The organism is Thermaerobacillus caldiproteolyticus (assembly GCF_015326725.1).
Classification (GTDB): domain Bacteria; phylum Bacillota; class Bacilli; order Bacillales; family Anoxybacillaceae; genus Thermaerobacillus; species Thermaerobacillus caldiproteolyticus.
In genome coordinates this window covers 3,060,725-3,077,843 of the sequence record NZ_CP064060.1, presented here as the reverse complement: position 1 = coordinate 3,077,843, position 17,119 = coordinate 3,060,725, and the positions used below count along the sequence as shown (strand labels likewise).

Here is a 17,119-nt window from a genome sequence, read left to right as displayed (position 1 = left end):
GGACAAAAAAGGCAGAATCGTTGCTGGTTGCAAAGATTCTTATACAAATATAATGTTACTCTGCAGATTCAACCGGCTTTTTAATCACATTCACTACTAAAGCTGTAACAATCATTCCAATGATGATCGATACAAAAAACATTGGGACGTTATCAACAGCTTGGAATACGGCGACAATTGGACCACCATGTGGGACATGGTCTGTTACTCCGCTTAACATGGCGATTACCGCCCCTACCATTGAGCCGATCATAATGCTTGGAATGACGCGGAGTGGGTCTCGTGCGGCAAACGGAATTGCTCCTTCTGTAATACCGACTAGCCCCATTGCCAGCGCCGCTTTTCCGGCTTCCCGTTCTTCTGCGGTAAATTTTGTTTTGTTTAATAAAGTCGCTAATCCTAGTCCAAGCGGCGGGATACAAATGGCGGCAGCGATCGCCCCCATAATATGAGCATTTCCTTCTGCGATCATTGCTGAACCGAATAAGAAGGCGACTTTGTTGACAGGACCACCCATATCGAATGAGATCATCGCTCCGAGAATTATCGCTAATACGATTTTACTTGCACCTTGCATGCTGTTTAGCCATGATGTAAGTCCTTCCATCATTCCAGCAATCGGTTGTCCAAGGATGAAGATAAAAATTGCTGCCACTAAGATGGAAGAACATAATGGAATGACGAGTATAGGCATAATCGGTTGAATCACTTTAGGAACACGGATGCTTTTAATCCATTTTGCAATGTAACCAGCTAAAAATCCAGCAATAATTCCTCCGATAAATCCAGCTCCTGCTTCACTGCCGTAAAAACTTCCGTTTGCGGCAATATAACCGCCAATCATACCCGGGGCAAGTCCAGGGCGATCAGCGATACTCATAGCAATAAACCCAGCTAAAATTGGGACCATGAATGTAAAACTAGCTGTCCCGACGTTAAGAATGTGATTCCAAACGGAGCCTTTCGGAATGACGAGACCTTTTTCTGTTGGTTCCCCACCAATAGCGAGAGAAAGAGCGATTAACAATCCACCGATGACGACAAATGGAATCATATAAGAGACTCCGTTCATCAAATTGCGGTAAATTGGATTCTGTTTTTGTGTTCTTTCTTCTTTGACTTCTTCGATCGTTTTCAGCTTATCAGGCTCCGATTTTCCATATATAGGGACTTCATTACGTTCGAATTTAGCAATGAGTTCTTCCGGTTTGCGAATGCCGTCGGTTACGGACGCTTCTAACACTCGTTTTCCATAAAAACGGCTTTTGTCCACTTGTTTATCTGCGGCAATAATAATTCCGTCTGCTGTTTGAATGTCTTCTACGGTTAATTCGTTCTCGACACCAATGGAGCCTTGTGTTTCTACTTTCATCTCATGTCCCATTTTTTCAGCGGCTTTCGCTAGTTTCTCAGCAGCCATATACGTATGTGCAATTCCGTTGGGACAAGAAGTAATCGCTAAGAGTTTCATAATTTTCCCCCTTTCTGGTTGTAAGCCCTTTCACAGACATATTAACGCGATTTGATAGGGAAAATAGAACAAATATGTACCGGAAGTTCCGGTAAAAAGTATGTTAATCAGTTTTTCGGAAGGAAATAAGGAAAGAGCCGCCTCATTGGCAGCTCTTTGTCAAGGTTTGTCATCATTGATTTTTATTAGTGGCTGTTGGGCCGGGCCTTCGATGACGTCACCGTGGACGGAGAAACGAGACCCGTGACAAGGACAGTCCCATGTGCGGTCGCCGCTATTCCACTCTAGTTCGCACCCCATATGGGTACATGTCGTGTCAACAATGGACAATGTCCCGTTCTCGTCTTTATAGGCTCCTGCTCGTCTGCCGTTGACGACAACAACGGCCCCTTCCCCGTTCGCCAAGTCCTCTGGTGTTCGAATTGCGACTTCGACTTTTCCTTCAACAAGGTGTTTGGCGACATCAAGGTTTTGTGTGATAAAGTGTTTTATGCTAGGATCAGCATAAAACCTTGATGGTGTGTATAGGTCGCGATAGCGGTTGTCCCGTCCCATAATTAAATCTTTCAGCAACAATCCAGCGACGGTTCCGTTTGTCATTCCCCATTTGCGGTACCCTGTCGCGACATAAATATTTGGCGTATTCGCTGTCATGTTTCCGATATATGGAACTTTGTCTAATGTCGTTAAATCTTGCGCCGACCAGCGGTAAGGAAAGGCTGACACTGTAAACAACTGCGAGGCAAACGATTGAAGCGCCTCATAATGTTGAATTGTGGGAACACCTTGTCCCGTTTTATGATTTTCTCCCCCGATCAAGATCAGTTTTTCGTCGCCCATTGTGGCATAACGAATCGAGCGTTTCGGGTTATCGGCGCTTAAATACATGCCACCAGGATACTCTTCAGCAATCTGTACGGCTAGCACATACGACCGTTCTGCATACATTCTTGAAAAATAAAAACCGCCATCGTAAAACGGAAAATGAGAGCAAATGACCACATGTTCACACGTGATCCGCTTTTTATCTCGAGTGACAACGGTTAATGTTTCTCCTTGTTCTATATCTGCAGCGGGAGTTTGCTCGTAAATCTTTCCACCGTTTTGGACAATGATATCAACGAGTTTTAGTAAGTATTTTAGCGGATGAAATTGAGCTTGGTTTTTCATCATGACAGCGGCTTTGACCGGAATGGAAAGCGGAATCGTTTCGATAAATGCTCCGTCAATGCCAAGTTTTTCGTATGCTTTCCATTCATTGATAAGCTTATTGAGCGATGACGAAGAATTTGTGTATATGTATGCCTCTTGTTCCACAAAGTCGCAATCTATACCCTTTTCTTTCACAGTACTTTTGATAAACTGTAGAGCGTCCATGCAAGCTTCGTAGTACAGTTTTGCTTTTTCTACACCGAGATGATTAATCAATTCGTCATAGATGAGGTCGTGCTGCGCTGTAATTTTCGCGGTTGTATGTCCGGTTGTTCCATTTACAAGACGATCAGCTTCGATAAGCGCGACTTTTAAGCCCTCGTTCACAAGCAAATAAGCAGTCGTAATTCCGGAAATACCTCCGCCGATAATGGCAACATCGACGTTAATATCATCTGTTAGCTTTGAAAACGACGGAATAGAAACGGACGTCCGCCAATACGGTTCAAGCGATGTAGGAAGAGAATTCATTGGATATTCCTCCTTATGATGATTTTCCTTATATACATAAATTTCCTTAAAATAAAAAAATTATCCCTGTTTTTCTGATTAGCAAAGAAATGAGACAGTTAAAACGGTTGGTAAGGGAATGAGCAGCAATGAGAGTAGAGGGAACATGGAGACTTTCATACTTTTAAATTATATTAATATAGAAATTGTGACAGAAAAACGTCTTAAACAGATTAGAGCGGAAATCGGATGAACAACATGTGTGAAGTGATGATAGAAGGAAATCTAGTAAGAAGTGCGGATGTTAACGGCTGTTCGTTGGTTTGAGTTCGCCTTAGTCCTTCTTTACTCGAGATGGGAAGAAGCGAAAAACACCATTTAAAATCTTTTGGAAATAAATGAATATGTAAAATGATAGGTGTACAATAGAATCTGTCTTTTTCTTTTTTTGGTAATCACACTCACTAAAGAGGAAAGATGATAAAATAAGAATTATAGGAAAGCGGTGTAAACAGAAATATTTTTATAAAATAATTTAAGAGGGAGATTGGAAGTGAATAAATATACAATACATTCAGATGACCATTCATCCGTACTGCACGATAGTCTCATTCTGGAACATTACGGATTAAATGAATTAAATTTTGAATCTGTAAAAAGTTACCGTGAAAAATTTGCAGCTGTAAAGCCAAATCATCCATGGAATGGACTCGAGACAAAAGAATTTTTATACAAAATTGGCGCATGGGGAAAACTGCGGAACAGCAGTAAAGAAGGAGTCACATTGGCAGGTTTATTAATGTTTAGCGAAGAGCGGATTATTACAGAAGTTTTACCGCAATATTTTTTGGAGTATCGGGAAAGTTCGAGCGATATAGTAACCAGTGTTTGGACAAAGCGATTTACGTCTCAAGATGGAACATGGTCAGGAAATGTGTATGATTTTTATTTTAAAGTGATGGCACACTTCACCAACGTAGATTCTACATTGTCCCCTGCTTTGCATGAAGCGCTCATCAATGCATTAGTTCACGCTGATTACTCGGGCGAAGGTGGCATTGTCATTGAAAAAGAGCAGGATGTCTTTCGATTTTCAAACCCAGGATTATTTCGGATTCCAATTGATCACGCTTTTTCGGGTGGAATGAGCAATCTCCGCAATCCGAATCTATTTAAAATGTTTATTTTAATTGGACTTTGTAAACGGGCTGGTTCGGGGTTAAAGCATATTGAAATTACGTGGAAACAACATCAATGGAAGCAGCCGGAGTTTTTGCAACATACAAATCCAGAGCGCACGATTTTAACATTAACGATTCAATCATCGAAGTATCTTTTTCCAGATGAAACGGCTGCATCATATGAAACAGTTCATGTTGATGATATGCAACAGCATGAAAATGACGATATGAATGAACCGATGTTTGAGCAAGTAGTAAACTCCGTAAATAAGGATTTATACTCCGTAAACAAAAATCGACACTCCGTTAATAACCATAAAAACTCCGTAAACAAAGGTGTCGACTCCGTAAATAATGACATTAAGTCCGTAAATAAAGATCCGGATTTCATAAGTGATATGATGAACTCAGTAAATAAAGATTCTAACTCCATAAATAATCCATCGAACTCCGTAAATAACAAAAACGATCGATCTTCTGAGATGGCTTCGTTCGTTGAGTCTGGACAGATTCATGAAGAATTATGGAATATAGCGGAGTTAGCACGAAAGAAAAAACGTCTTCATCCAAGTGTAATGGAACAAATCATTTTACAGCTTTGTGCCAAAAAACCGTTAATGTTAAAAGAATTAGCCACATTGTTAGCAAGAACGCCTGATGGTTTGCGAAACAACTATTTAGCGAAGTTGTTAGACGAAGGGAAAATACAATTAAAATATCCTAATCAGCCAAATCACCCAAGGCAAGCTTATATAACGAAGAAATGATTTTTCTTTATATTGTACAATAACAGTAGGATTCACAATTTGTTCAATATATAACAAACAACTGTTTGAAAAAACGTATTACAATAAGAGCAAACATGGTAACATTAGGAGTGAGAACATGATTGTTTGCGAGTGGAGAGATTTTTCAACTGATGTAGCAACTTATACACTGGAGAGCTTTGAAGAAACGATTGGCGACTCGTTTGAAGCGATGATGTTTGAAGAGGGGAATGACATCCCTTCTTATATATGGACAGTTAATTACGTCGTTATTATTAAAAGAAATACACGAATGTATCATGATATTTCATTTACTAAAATTCCTCGCAATCCTGTTTGCGAGTAGCAGTAACGAGCTATCTTGGACGATAGCTCGTTTTTTACAAAAAAAAAGATTGTTCAATATTTCACAAATTTGACAAACCGAAATCCCAGTCGACCGTTTATAATGAAAGTGTGCTGGATGAGATGATTCTCATCTAAAATTTTTCTTTTTGTTTGTGAAATTCTTCACAAATTAATAGGAGGTCGTCAACATGGCTGTTGAAGAAAAAGTGTTAGACAAAAAAAGTGAAGTGACCAAAATGATCGACCAGCTTGTCGCGAATGCTCAAAAGGCACTAGAAAGATTTAGAGATTACGACCAAGAAACGATTGATAAAATCGTTAAAGAAATGGCGTTGGCTGGACTCGATCAGCATATGTCATTAGCAAAACTTGCAGTCGAAGAAACAAAACGTGGTGTATATGAAGATAAAATCATTAAAAATATTTTCGCAACCGAATATATATACCACAATATTAAGTACGATAAAACGGTCGGTATTATTCGTGAAAATCCGCATGAAGGAATTGTGGAAATTGCAGAACCGGTTGGTGTAATTGCAGGGGTAACACCAGTAACAAACCCGACATCAACGACGATGTTTAAAGCACTTATTTCGATTAAAACACGTAACCCAATCATTTTTGCTTTCCATCCATCTGCGCAAAAATGCAGTAGTGAAGCAGCAAGGGTTTTACGTGAAGCAGCGATTAAGGCAGGCGCTCCAGAACACTGTATCCAATGGATCGAAACACCTTCATTAGAAGCAACACAACAACTCATGCATCATCCAGGTGTTTCTCTCATTTTAGCAACTGGTGGCGCAGGTATGGTGAGGGCTGCTTATAGCTCAGGAAAACCAGCTTTAGGTGTTGGTCCTGGTAACGTCCCTTGTTATATTGAAAAAACGGCGAATGTGAAACGAGCGGTCAACGATTTAATTTTATCAAAAACATTTGATAATGGCATGATTTGTGCTTCTGAGCAAGCTGTAATCATTGATAAAGTGATTTACGACAAAGTCAAAAAAGAAATGATCGAAAACCATTGTTATTTCTTAAATGAAGAAGAAAAGAAAAAAGTAGAAAAACTCGTGATCAATGAAAATACGTGCGCTGTCAACCCTGATATCGTTGGGAAACCGGCATATGAAATTGCAAAAATGGCTGGTGTCGACGTACCGAAAGACACGAAAATTCTTGTTGCCGAATTAAAAGGAGTCGGTCCGCAGTATCCACTTTCTCGCGAGAAGCTAAGCCCTGTGTTAGCTTGTTATACAGTAAATAGCACAGAAGAAGGTTTTAAGCGTTGTGAAGAAATGCTAGAGTTTGGGGGATTAGGTCACTCAGCTGTGATTCATTCTGATAATGAAGATGTAATCACAGAATTTGGCAAGAGAATGAAAGCAGGCCGAATTATTGTCAATGCTCCATCTTCACAAGGAGCGATTGGTGATATTTATAATGCATATATTCCATCGCTAACACTCGGCTGTGGTACATTTGGCGGAAACTCTGTATCAACGAACGTAGGAACGATTCACCTCATTAATATTAAGAAAATGGCGAAAAGGACTGTCAATATGCAATGGTTTAAAGTACCACCAAAAATTTATTTTGAGAAAAATGCTACGCAATATTTGGCGAAAATGCCGAATATCTCAAAAGCGTTTATTGTTACAGACCAAGGTATGGTGAAACTGGGATACGTAGATAAAGTGTTATATTATTTACGAAAACGCCCAGATTACGTTCATTGCGAAATTTTCTCGGAAGTAGAGCCCGACCCATCCATCACGACGGTGATGAAAGGTGCCGATATGATGAGAAGCTTCGAGCCAGATGTGATTATTGCGCTCGGCGGCGGTTCAGCGATGGACGCAGCGAAAGCGATGTGGCTGTTCTATGAACATCCAGAAACAGACTTCAATGGATTGAAACAAAAATTCTTAGATATTCGGAAACGTGTTTTTAAATATCCAAAGCTAGGCCAAAAAGCGCAATTTGTGGCGATTCCAACAACATCAGGAACGGGTTCAGAAGTTACATCATTTGCGGTTATTACCGATAAAGAAAATAACATTAAATATCCATTGGCAGACTATGAATTAACACCAGATGTGGCGATTGTCGACCCGCAATTTGTCATGACATTGCCAAAACATGTAACAGCCGATACAGGGATGGACGTACTAACTCATGCGATCGAAGCATATGTATCTAATATGGCAAACGACTATACAGACGGTCTTGCAATGAAGGCGATCCAACTTGTTTTTGAATATTTACCAAGAGCTTATAAAAACGGAAATGACGAAGTTGCCCGTGAAAAAATGCATAATGCATCAACGATTGCGGGTATGGCATTCGCGAATGCGTTCTTAGGCATTAATCATAGTTTAGCTCATAAACTTGGTGCGGAATTCCATATCGCTCACGGACGGGCTAACACCATTTTAATGCCGCACGTCATTCGCTATAATGCAACAAAACCGAAAAAATTCGTAGCATTCCCTAAATACGAATATTTCGTTGCAGATCAACGTTATGCAGAAATTGCAAGAATGCTAGGCTTGCCAGCTCGGACAACCGAAGAAGGGGTAGAAAGCCTCGTTCAAGCGATTATTAAGCTAGCAAGAGAACTAGAGATTCCAATGAGCATTGAAGCATGTGGTGTCAGCAAACAAGAATTTGAAAGCAAAGTCGAAAAATTAGCAGAGCTTGCCTTTGAAGATCAATGTACAACCGCTAATCCGAAGCTCCCGCTTGTCAGCGATTTAGTAGAAATTTATCGCCAAGCGTTTAAAGGAGTGTAATAGATCCCTCAGCTTCTCCTCTGAGAAAGGCTTATGAATCAAGGGAGCGGGTCCCTTATTCATAAGCTTTTTGTATGAAAAATAGAAGCTAAATTATTGTAATTACAATATCGCATTTTTCATTAGATGGTGGCGAGAGGAACGACCGCCATGTGAGTTTTCTGTGCAAATAACTGCGAGTCCTATTATTTCATCAATAGATTGGGAGTAGAAAATTACTCATGGATACTTTGATTCACAAACACTTCTGCAGGTGAATATGTCTATGGCGGCTAAGCAGGGATTTTTTCTTTTTTTGTCAACTTTCCCACCAATCGGCTGATGCATGAAGTAGAATTGCAATGAAAAGACCTCTTACGTTACGTAAGAGGCACGGAAGGTTCATTTCCATGTAAGATTTGTTGTGCCATTTGAATGCTTTCTTCCGAAGGAGGTTCAATACCCTCAAGAGGGTAAGCAAGTCCAAGGGTCTTCCATTTGTATACCCCCAATTTATGATAAGGAAGGATTTCGATTTTCTCTACGTTGTTGAGTGTGCGAATAAATGCGGCGAGACGGTGTAAGTCCTCTGGATCATCTGTAACCGTTGGAACAAGAACGTGACGAATCCAGATAGGAACGTTTTTCTCGGATAACAATTGCGCGAATTGCAAAATATGTTGATTCGTTTTCCCGGTTAATTTGCGGTGTTTTTTTTCATCAATATGTTTTAAATCGAGTAAAATTAAGTCGGTATACAAAAGCAATTCGTTCAGTTTCTGTTGAAATGCATTTTCTGTTGTGTAACAGCCTCCAGATGAGTCAATGGTTGTATGAATACCGATTTTTTTGCACTCTTTAAATAGCTCAATTAAAAAATCCATTTGTAAGAGCGGTTCGCCACCGCTGACAGTAATCCCACCGCCTGAAGCTTCGATAAACGGGAGATATGTTTTTAAATCTGTGATAATTTCCTCTACCGTCATTTCTTTTCCTTTGCCAATTTCCCACGTATCGGCATTATGACAATATTGGCAACGTAACACACACCCTTGTGTAAACACGACGTAGCGAAGACCAGGACCGTCTACGGTACCACATGATTCAATCGAGTGAATAAACCCTTTCATCGGATGATGCTCCCCTTCCTTATAGAAGCTCCCCCCTCACGAAGAGAGTACGCCGTGAGGGGGGATTTTTTTTCTTACATACTTTCGTGGAATGTACGGTTAATGACATCAATTTGTTGTTCGCGTGTTAATTTAATGAAGTTAACTGCATATCCGGAAACACGAATCGTCAATTGCGGATATTTTTCCGGATGTTCCATTGCATCTAATAATGTCTCGCGGTTAAAGACGTTAATGTTGAGATGGTGACCACCTTTTTCTGCATAACCGTCTAAAATCGCAACAAGGTTACGAACTCGAGTTTGTTCATCTTTTCCTAACGCTTTTGGTACGATCGAGAACGTATTCGAAATTCCGTCTAACGCATATTCGTATGGCAATTTAGCAACAGAGCTTAAGGAAGCTAACGCCCCTTTTGTGTCGCGGCCATGTAACGGGTTCGCTCCTGGAGCAAATGGCTCACCAGCGCGGCGGCCATCAGGGGTATTCCCCGTTTTCTTACCATATACTACGTTTGAGGTGATCGTTAAAATAGACGTTGTATGTTTCGAATCGCGATATGTTTTATGTTTTTTCAATTTCGTCATAAAACGCTCAACTAAATCGACTGCGATTTGATCGACACGATCATCGTTATTTCCGTATTTCGGGAAGTCGCCTTCAATTTCAAAGTCGACAGCAAGACCATTCTCATCGCGAATCGTTTTTACTTTTGCGTATTTAATGGCGCTTAACGAGTCCGCAACAACGGATAAACCAGCGATACCTGTTGCCATTGTTCGTAAAATATTCGTATCATGGAGCGCCATTTCAATGCGTTCGTAGCAATATTTGTCATGCATATAATGAATAATATTTAACGTATTAATATAAAGCTCAGCGAGCCATTCTAAAACATGGTCAAACTTGCGCATAACTTCATCATAATCTAAATATTCAGATGTAATTGGCGCAAATTCTGGCCCGATTTGGATTTTTAATTTTTCATCGACACCGCCGTTAATCGCGTATAATAACGCTTTCGCAAGGTTTGCACGCGCACCGAAAAATTGCATTTGTTTACCGATTCTCATCGCCGATACGCAGCAAGCAATTCCGTAATCATCGCCAAATTCAGGGCGCATTAAGTCGTCATTTTCGTATTGAATCGAGCTTGTTTTAATTGACATTTTTGCGCAATATTCTTTGAATTTTTCTGGCAATTGTTTTGACCAAAGCACCGTTAAGTTTGGTTCTGGCGCAGGGCCTAAGTTATCTAATGTATGAAGGAAGCGGAATGAGTTTTTCGTGACTAACGGACGACCATCAATCGCTATACCGCCAATGGACTCTGTTACCCACGTTGGGTCGCCGCTAAACAATTCATTATAATCAGGTGTTCTTGCAAATTTAACAAGACGCAATTTCATAACGAAATGGTCAACGAGTTCTTGGGCTTCTTTTTCTGTGAGCTGGCCTTCTTGTAAGTCGCGTTCGATATAAATATCTAAGAAAGTGGAAACGCGTCCTAAGCTCATTGCAGCGCCGTTTTGTTCTTTAATCGCTGCTAAGTAAGCAAAATAGAGCCATTGAAATGCTTCATGTGCATTGCGTGCTGGTTGAGAAATGTCGTAACCGTAGCTGAGTGCCATTTGTTTTAATTCTTTTAAGGCACGAATTTGTTCGGAAATTTCTTCGCGAAGGCGAATGATGTCTTCTGTCATTGTTCGTGCGCCTGTATTTTTCAAATCTTTTTGTTTTTCTTCAATTAATCGGTCAACACCGTATAAAGCAACGCGGCGATAGTCGCCGATAATGCGGCCGCGTCCATATGCATCAGGAAGACCTGTAATAATGCCGGCTTTGCGTGCCGCTCTCATTTCATCGGTATATGCGTCAAATACACCTTGGTTATGTGTTTTGCGATATTCAGTGAAAATCTTTTTAATTTCATCGCTTACTTTATAGCCGTATGCTTCACATGATTGCTCTGCCATGCGGATACCGCCAAATGGCATTAGTGAGCGTTTAAACGGTTTGTCCGTTTGAAATCCAACAATTTTTTCTAGGTCTTTGTTTAAATAACCAGGATCATGGGAAGTAATCGTTGAAACGATTTCGGTATCCATATCAAGAACGCCGCCTTTTTCGCGCTCTTGTTTCGATAACTCCATCACTTGTTCCCATAATTTTTTCGTAGCTTCAGTAGGCCCTTCGAGAAAAGATTCATCCCCATAGTAAACAGTAACGTTGCTTAAAATGAAATCGCGAACATCAATCCCCTTCTTCCATTTTGTTCCTTTAAATCCTCTCCATGGTTCTAATGAAATTTCTTTCACGACAGTTTGTTTCATAATATCCCCTCCCATAAGACTATAACAGAGCCGTGAAATTTTATATAACAGCTTCTGAATATAGAATACTATATTTGCTTAAGAGTGGAAGAACGTATTATTGAATGATTTGTGAAATATTGAGCAAATAAATAAAAAGGATAATCCCTAGATAGTTACTATGATTTTATTTTTCAATACATACACTCCTCTGCTTTTTCTATTACGTCTCAAGTCTTAGAGAAAAATAAAGCTCAGGCTCATTATAGAAGGATCATTTCGTTGGTAATATTGGAAATAAGAAAGGAGGAAAAAGAGATGAAAAAGTGCGCCTTACTGGTTGCAGGCGGAGTGGCCGCGATCGTGCTTGTCGCTAATCTTGGCTCCATCGTCGGTTTAGCGATTAGCCTCGTGATTATGTATTATGCCTTTAAAAAATTCGTGCAAGCGAAAACAGTCGTAAAAAAAGTATTTTGGGCGGTGCTTGGGCTCATTGCGCTTTCCGCTGCTGCTTCCAACGTACCGGCTATCATTGGTGTCGCTGCAGCCTATGTGTTGTATATCGTGTACAAAAAGTGGAACAAACATAAACCAATCATGGAACCAGTGGATGATCCATTTATCAATTTTGAAAAACAATGGGCAGAGTTAAAACGGAACTATTAAAAGGGAGGAAAACGGACATGACTCATTTATTTACTCGTATTAAAAATGTTATTATGGCTGATTTACATGAGATGCTTGACAAAAAAGAACAGCAAAATCCTATTGCGTTATTAAATGAATATTTGCGGCAATGTGAACGAGAAGTAGAAAAGACGCGTCATCTTCTGGAACGCCATTACTTATTAAAAGAAGAATTGACGCGTGAGTATCATCATGCAAAAGAGCTCGCAGAAAAGCGGAAAAATCAAGCGCAAATTGCTTCACAGGCAGGAGAAAGTGAATTGTATCAATTTGTCGCTCATGAGCAAGCTAAATATGAAGAACGCGCATTGCACCTAAAGGAGTCGCTTCAGCAGACGATTCATCAGCTTGAAGAATTAGAGCGAAAATATGAAGAAATGAAACATAAGTTAAAGGATATGCAAATTAGACGAATGGAGCTTATGGGACGGGAGAATGCCGCACGTGCTCATCATCGAATGAACCGAGTATTAGAAGCAGAGCACTACGGAAAACCGTATTCTCGGTTCATTGAAATTGAACAATATCTTGAACGTCTCGAGCAGAAAGTGAAAGCTGATTATTATTCAAGCACCATTGATGCACGCATTGCTCAATTAGAGAGAGAATTGAAAAAACAAGGAACCGATTCAAATTTATAATGAAAACGTGGTATTCTAAAAGGGCGTAGATCTTTGCGCCTTTTTTCTTCTAGAGGAAAAAATCATCCAATCGGAGGAGGGAGGAAATGTTATGCTTCGTAATCAAAGAACAGATTGGGTTAGCTGGGCGATCCTCATCGCCATTACACTCTTTCTAGCCGAATTGCTATTGTTTCATGGAGGAGCTATTTTCTTCCTGATGATAACGGTTGGATGTATGTATATAGGACGAAAACGGATGCCAAAGATGTCGGGAACCGCCCTTTTTTGGTTTGGACTCATTAGTTTTGTGATTTGCTTATTTCATATGGTAACGTTTCGATTGTTTTTGTTTCTGTTTTTTGTATATATAGTTATTCAGTTTGCCCAATCAAAGCGAACTCCTATACGGATTCAACCGATTATTCAAGAACAAAGCAGCCAAACAGAAGAAGCTCTTTTCCAGCGAACACCGTTGTTGCAAAATACTTTTTTTGGTAGTCAAAAAACGCCAGAACATGTATATGAATGGAATGATATCGACATTCAAGTGGGGATTGGTGATACGATCATTGATTTAAGTTATACTGTTCTCCCTAAAGGAGAAGCTGTTGTTGTCATTCGGCATTTAATTGGAAATATCCAAATTCTCGTACCTTATGAAGTAGAAGTTAGTATTCATCATTCTGTTATCATTGGTTCACTTTCTGTGTTTCAACGCAGTGAGACAAAGTTATTCAACGAGACATTGCATTTCCAAACAGCGGGGTATGATAAGGCAGAGCGAAAAGTCAAAATCCTCACCTCGATGATCGCGGGAGCTTTAGAGGTGAAACGTATATGAATATGTTGAAGAGACAGATTTTGATAGGAATGGGCTTTTCGCTTCTTTTGTGTATTGTCGCGATAGCGGCTGTTTTTATGACATATCCATTGCCGCACTGGTCTTTATTATGGGAACGAGAAATGATGGATGTCCCGTTTATCGTTTTTTTGTTTGGGATGAGTCTCATCATTGGAGCGACGTTTGGTATCGTTTCCGGTCTTTTTTGGCAAAAACAATGGCGGGCGTTAACCGATGCATTGCGTCAGCTTGAACAAGGACAGCCAATTGAAAGGAAGGAGACGCTACGGTTAAAAGAGTTAGAGGCAATGATGATGCGCATTGAAAAGATTCAAAAGCATATGGCGGAACAGGTCAAATTGTCTCAACGACTTGCCAATGAAAAAGCGGAAGATCAGGAAAAACGCATTCAAGAGCTTGTCTCGCAAGAGCGTCACCGATTAGCGCGAGAGCTTCATGATTCAGTTAGCCAGCAATTGTTTGCTGCTTCTATGCTCATCTCGGCGATAAATGAGGCAAAGACGTTTTCAAATGAGAGAGAAGCCAAGCAATTCCAATTAGTAGAGGAAATGATTCATCAATCACAACTCGAAATGCGGGCCCTTTTACTTCACCTTCGTCCGGTTGCATTAAAAGGAAAGTCGCTCCAAGAAGGCATTCAAGAGCTTTTAATGGAATTACAACAAAAAGTTCCAATGAAAATACAATGGAAAGTGGAACCGATCCCACTGGATAAAGGAGTGGAAGACCATCTATTTCGTATTTTGCAAGAATCGGTATCCAATACGCTTCGTCATGCGAAAGCAACGACATTGGAAGTACTGTTAATTCAGAGGGACAATCTTGTCATTTTGCGCGTATCCGATGATGGAATTGGTTTTAACGTCGAAGAAACGAAAACAGGGTCGTACGGCTTACAAAACATGCATGAACGGGCCGTGGAAATCGGCGGCACGTTACAAATTGTGAGCGTGCCGAATCAAGGAACGCGATTAGAAGTGAGAGTGCCAGTAGTAGGGGGTGACATAGAATGATTCGAGTATTATTTGCGGATGATCATGAAATGGTGCGAATCGGTGTTTCAGCATTTTTATCTTCGCAACAAGACATTGAAGTCGTTGGAGAAGCGGATAACGGAAAAAAAGCGGTGGAACTAGCTTTACAGTTGCGCCCTGATATTATTTTAATGGATTTAGTGATGCCGGAGATGGATGGGATTGAGGCTACAAAGCAGATTATCGCACAATGGCCCGAAGCAAAAATTATCATTGTCACAAGCTTTCTTGACGATGAAAAAGTGTATCCAGCACTCGAAGCGGGTGCGACAAGTTATATGTTAAAAACATCGAAAGCGCACGAAATCGCTGATGCTATTCGCGCCACCTTTTATGGACAATCTGTATTAGAGCCAGAAGTCACGAACAAAATGATGGTAAAAATGCGCCAAAAACAGACGCGCCTTCCCCATGAAGAGTTAACGAACCGGGAAATGGAGATTTTGCTTTTAATGGCACAAGGAAAAACGAACCAAGAGATTGCTGATGAACTATTTATAGCGTTAAAAACAGTCAAAGTCCATGTGAGCAATATATTAAGCAAACTTGGAGTACAAGATCGGACGCAAGCGGTCATTTATGCCTTTAAACATTCACTAGTAAAATAACATCCCCCTTTGACGTGTAGTGAAAGGGGGATGGTTTGTTTCGTTAGCTCACTTGTTTTTGCTCGGAAGCGCTAGTTTTATTTTTTTTATGCAATCCTTTGCCATAGTAGAAGGCGATTAAAATGGCATACCAAGCTGGTCCGACAATGAGTGCGATTCTTGTATCAGGAAAGTATGCCATGAGGCCGATGACGCCGATTAAAAACGCAAGTGCTATATAGGAGCTGTAAGGGAAGAGCGGCATTTTATATGTTAGTTGTTTTTGTTTTTCAGCACTTAAGCGCTTACGGAAGCGAAGTTGTGACAACAAAATGATCGCCCACGTCCATACTGCTCCAAATGTAGCAATGCTAGTCACCCATGCGAATACTTCGTCAGGAACAATGTAGTTTAAGCAAACGCCGATTAATAATGCTGCTGCGGAAATTAATACAGCTATACCAGGTATGCCGCCTTTGGTTAATTGGGAGCATCGTTGTGGTGCTTCACCTTGCTGGGCCAAGTTAAATAACATGCGACCCGTACTGAAAATTCCGCTATTGCAGGAAGACAAAGCGGCGGTTAAGACAACGAAGTTAATAATTCCCGCAGCGGATGGTATGCCGATTTTTTCAAATGTTAATACAAACGGGCTTCCCTTTTGTCCAATTTCATTCCAAGGATAAATAGACATAATAACGAACAAGGCGCCGACATAGAAAATCAAAATGCGCCAGAATACTGAGTCAATGGCACGAGTCAACGATTTTTTAGGGTTTTTTACCTCTCCAGCTGTAACACCAATCATTTCAATTCCTAAATAAGCAAACATCACCATTTGTAGAGACATTAACACACCGGTGATTCCATGTGCGAAAAAGCCGCCATGTTTCCAAAGATTGCTGATTCCGGTCGCTACACCTCCGTTGCCAAAACCAAAGATGATCATACCAAGACCAACTAGAATCATAAACACAATCGTGACAATTTTAATAAGTGCGAACCAGAATTCTAACTCTCCATATGCTTTTACGGCAAGAAAATTCACCGTTGTCATGATGACGAGAGCTGCTAATGCCCAAATCCATTGCGGAGTATCCGGGAACCAATATTGCATGTAAACCCCAACCGCTGTAATTTCCGCCATACAAGTAACAACCCATAAAAACCAATAATTCCAACCAGTTAAATAACCAGCAAGAGGGCCTAAATAATCCCGCGCATAGCGGCTAAATGAGCCAGCAACGGGATTTTCGATTGCCATTTCACCTAAAGCACGCATAATAAAGAACATGATAAGACCGCCAACTGCATATGCTATTAAAATCGCTGGCCCTGCTAGTTTAATAGCAGACGCAGAGCCAAGAAATAATCCAACTCCAATCGCTGCACCGAGGGACATAAGGGTAATATGTCTTTCTTCTAATCCTCGATGTAGTTCTTTGCCAGGAGTAGAGTTTGGCATATGGTTTCCTCCCATCAAGACTATTTTAATTTTAGAAAATAAATAAATCATTTTGATATATTTGTAAAGCGCTTACATTCCAAAAACTTAATTTTAATATATACAAAATAAATATGTTTGTAAATAAATTTAGTTAGGTAAATTTTTTCAATTGAGACTATATTACAATAATTTTTACATTTGCTAATAAAAAATATATGGCAGCATGCATAGGATGAC

The 17,119-nt window shown here is 40.2% G+C and carries 13 protein-coding genes; 8 read left to right on the top strand and 5 right to left on the bottom strand.

What is annotated here, in order from left to right; translation table 11 throughout:
• Nucleotides 1-55: 55 nt before the first annotated feature.
• Nucleotides 56-1,471 carry a PTS fructose transporter subunit IIC gene (locus ISX45_RS15385; RefSeq protein ID WP_181555301.1) on the bottom strand — a complete coding sequence of 472 codons (1,416 nt, stop codon included), beginning with the start codon at nt 1,469-1,471 and terminating at the stop codon, nt 56-58.
• 159 nt (nt 1,472-1,630) lie between these two features.
• The gene (locus tag ISX45_RS15380) at nt 1,631-3,154 is read right to left on the bottom strand and encodes an FAD-dependent oxidoreductase (protein ID WP_194519367.1); all 1,524 of its coding nucleotides are present in this window, start codon (nt 3,152-3,154) and stop codon (nt 1,631-1,633) included.
• Between the two features lie 532 nt (nt 3,155-3,686).
• Here ISX45_RS15380 and ISX45_RS15375 point away from each other — a divergent pair.
• The 3 genes from ISX45_RS15375 to adhE all read left to right on the top strand — a co-directional run bounded on the left by ISX45_RS15375 (nt 3,687) and on the right by adhE (nt 8,221).
• Nucleotides 3,687-5,081 (top strand): ATP-binding protein, encoded by a 1,395-nt coding sequence (locus tag ISX45_RS15375; protein WP_194519366.1) that lies wholly within the window; start codon nt 3,687-3,689, stop codon nt 5,079-5,081.
• A 118-nt stretch (nt 5,082-5,199) separates the two neighbouring features.
• Nucleotides 5,200-5,427: a hypothetical protein gene (locus ISX45_RS15370; protein ID WP_181555304.1), complete on the top strand. Its 228-nt coding sequence runs from the start codon at nt 5,200-5,202 to the stop codon at nt 5,425-5,427.
• 190 nt (nt 5,428-5,617) lie between these two features.
• Nucleotides 5,618-8,221: a bifunctional acetaldehyde-CoA/alcohol dehydrogenase gene (adhE, locus tag ISX45_RS15365; RefSeq protein WP_194519365.1), complete on the top strand. Its 2,604-nt coding sequence runs from the start codon at nt 5,618-5,620 to the stop codon at nt 8,219-8,221.
• A 359-nt stretch (nt 8,222-8,580) separates the two neighbouring features.
• On the opposite strand, the gene pflA is transcribed toward adhE, so the two are convergent.
• A complete protein-coding gene (gene pflA, locus ISX45_RS15360; RefSeq protein ID WP_181555306.1) occupies nt 8,581-9,330 on the bottom strand; it encodes a pyruvate formate-lyase-activating protein in 750 nt (249 codons plus the stop codon).
• A gap of 74 nt (nt 9,331-9,404) precedes the next feature.
• On the bottom strand, nt 9,405-11,663 hold the full coding sequence (pflB, locus tag ISX45_RS15355; RefSeq protein WP_194519364.1) for a formate C-acetyltransferase: 2,259 nt from the start codon (nt 11,661-11,663) through the stop codon (nt 9,405-9,407).
• Nucleotides 11,664-11,960: 297 nt separating this feature from the next.
• Here pflB and ISX45_RS15350 point away from each other — a divergent pair, with 297 nt between their 5' ends.
• From ISX45_RS15350 to ISX45_RS15330, 5 genes are all read left to right on the top strand, one after another.
• Complete coding sequence (locus ISX45_RS15350) at nt 11,961-12,308, top strand: lmo0954 family membrane protein (RefSeq protein ID WP_181555308.1); 348 nt, start codon at nt 11,961-11,963, stop codon at nt 12,306-12,308.
• Between the two features lie 17 nt (nt 12,309-12,325).
• Nucleotides 12,326-12,970 carry a PspA/IM30 family protein gene (locus ISX45_RS15345; RefSeq protein ID WP_181555309.1) on the top strand — a complete coding sequence of 215 codons (645 nt, stop codon included), beginning with the start codon at nt 12,326-12,328 and terminating at the stop codon, nt 12,968-12,970.
• A gap of 91 nt (nt 12,971-13,061) precedes the next feature.
• Entirely contained in the window at nt 13,062-13,793 is a 732-nt protein-coding gene (liaF, locus tag ISX45_RS15340; RefSeq protein WP_181555310.1) for a cell wall-active antibiotics response protein LiaF, read from the top strand.
• Entirely contained in the window at nt 13,790-14,827 is a 1,038-nt protein-coding gene (locus ISX45_RS15335) for a sensor histidine kinase (protein WP_181555311.1), read from the top strand. The genes liaF and ISX45_RS15335 overlap by 4 nt, the downstream gene beginning before the upstream one ends.
• Nucleotides 14,824-15,456 (top strand): response regulator transcription factor, encoded by a 633-nt coding sequence (locus tag ISX45_RS15330; protein ID WP_181555312.1) that lies wholly within the window; start codon nt 14,824-14,826, stop codon nt 15,454-15,456. Before ISX45_RS15335 ends, ISX45_RS15330 begins: the two co-directional genes overlap by 4 nt.
• A gap of 43 nt (nt 15,457-15,499) precedes the next feature.
• Here ISX45_RS15330 and alaP read toward each other — a convergent pair whose 3' ends face one another.
• On the bottom strand, nt 15,500-16,900 hold the full coding sequence (gene alaP, locus ISX45_RS15325) for an alanine permease AlaP (RefSeq protein WP_181555313.1): 1,401 nt from the start codon (nt 16,898-16,900) through the stop codon (nt 15,500-15,502).
• Nucleotides 16,901-17,119 lie beyond the last annotated feature (219 nt).

Coding starts and splice junctions, on each gene's coding strand:
- ISX45_RS15385 (WP_181555301.1), bottom strand. CDS start 1,471: ATGAAACTCTTAGCGATTACTTCTTGTCCCAACGGAATTGCACATACG.
- ISX45_RS15380 (WP_194519367.1), bottom strand. CDS start 3,154: ATGAATTCTCTTCCTACATCGCTTGAACCGTATTGGCGGACGTCCGTT.
- ISX45_RS15370 (WP_181555304.1), top strand. CDS start 5,200: ATGATTGTTTGCGAGTGGAGAGATTTTTCAACTGATGTAGCAACTTAT.
- adhE (WP_194519365.1), top strand. CDS start 5,618: ATGGCTGTTGAAGAAAAAGTGTTAGACAAAAAAAGTGAAGTGACCAAA.
- pflA (WP_181555306.1), bottom strand. CDS start 9,330: ATGAAAGGGTTTATTCACTCGATTGAATCATGTGGTACCGTAGACGGT.
- pflB (WP_194519364.1), bottom strand. CDS start 11,663: ATGAAACAAACTGTCGTGAAAGAAATTTCATTAGAACCATGGAGAGGA.
- ISX45_RS15350 (WP_181555308.1), top strand. CDS start 11,961: ATGAAAAAGTGCGCCTTACTGGTTGCAGGCGGAGTGGCCGCGATCGTG.
- ISX45_RS15345 (WP_181555309.1), top strand. CDS start 12,326: ATGACTCATTTATTTACTCGTATTAAAAATGTTATTATGGCTGATTTA.
- liaF (WP_181555310.1), top strand. CDS start 13,062: ATGCTTCGTAATCAAAGAACAGATTGGGTTAGCTGGGCGATCCTCATC.
- ISX45_RS15335 (WP_181555311.1), top strand. CDS start 13,790: ATGAATATGTTGAAGAGACAGATTTTGATAGGAATGGGCTTTTCGCTT.
- ISX45_RS15330 (WP_181555312.1), top strand. CDS start 14,824: ATGATTCGAGTATTATTTGCGGATGATCATGAAATGGTGCGAATCGGT.
- alaP (WP_181555313.1), bottom strand. CDS start 16,900: ATGCCAAACTCTACTCCTGGCAAAGAACTACATCGAGGATTAGAAGAA.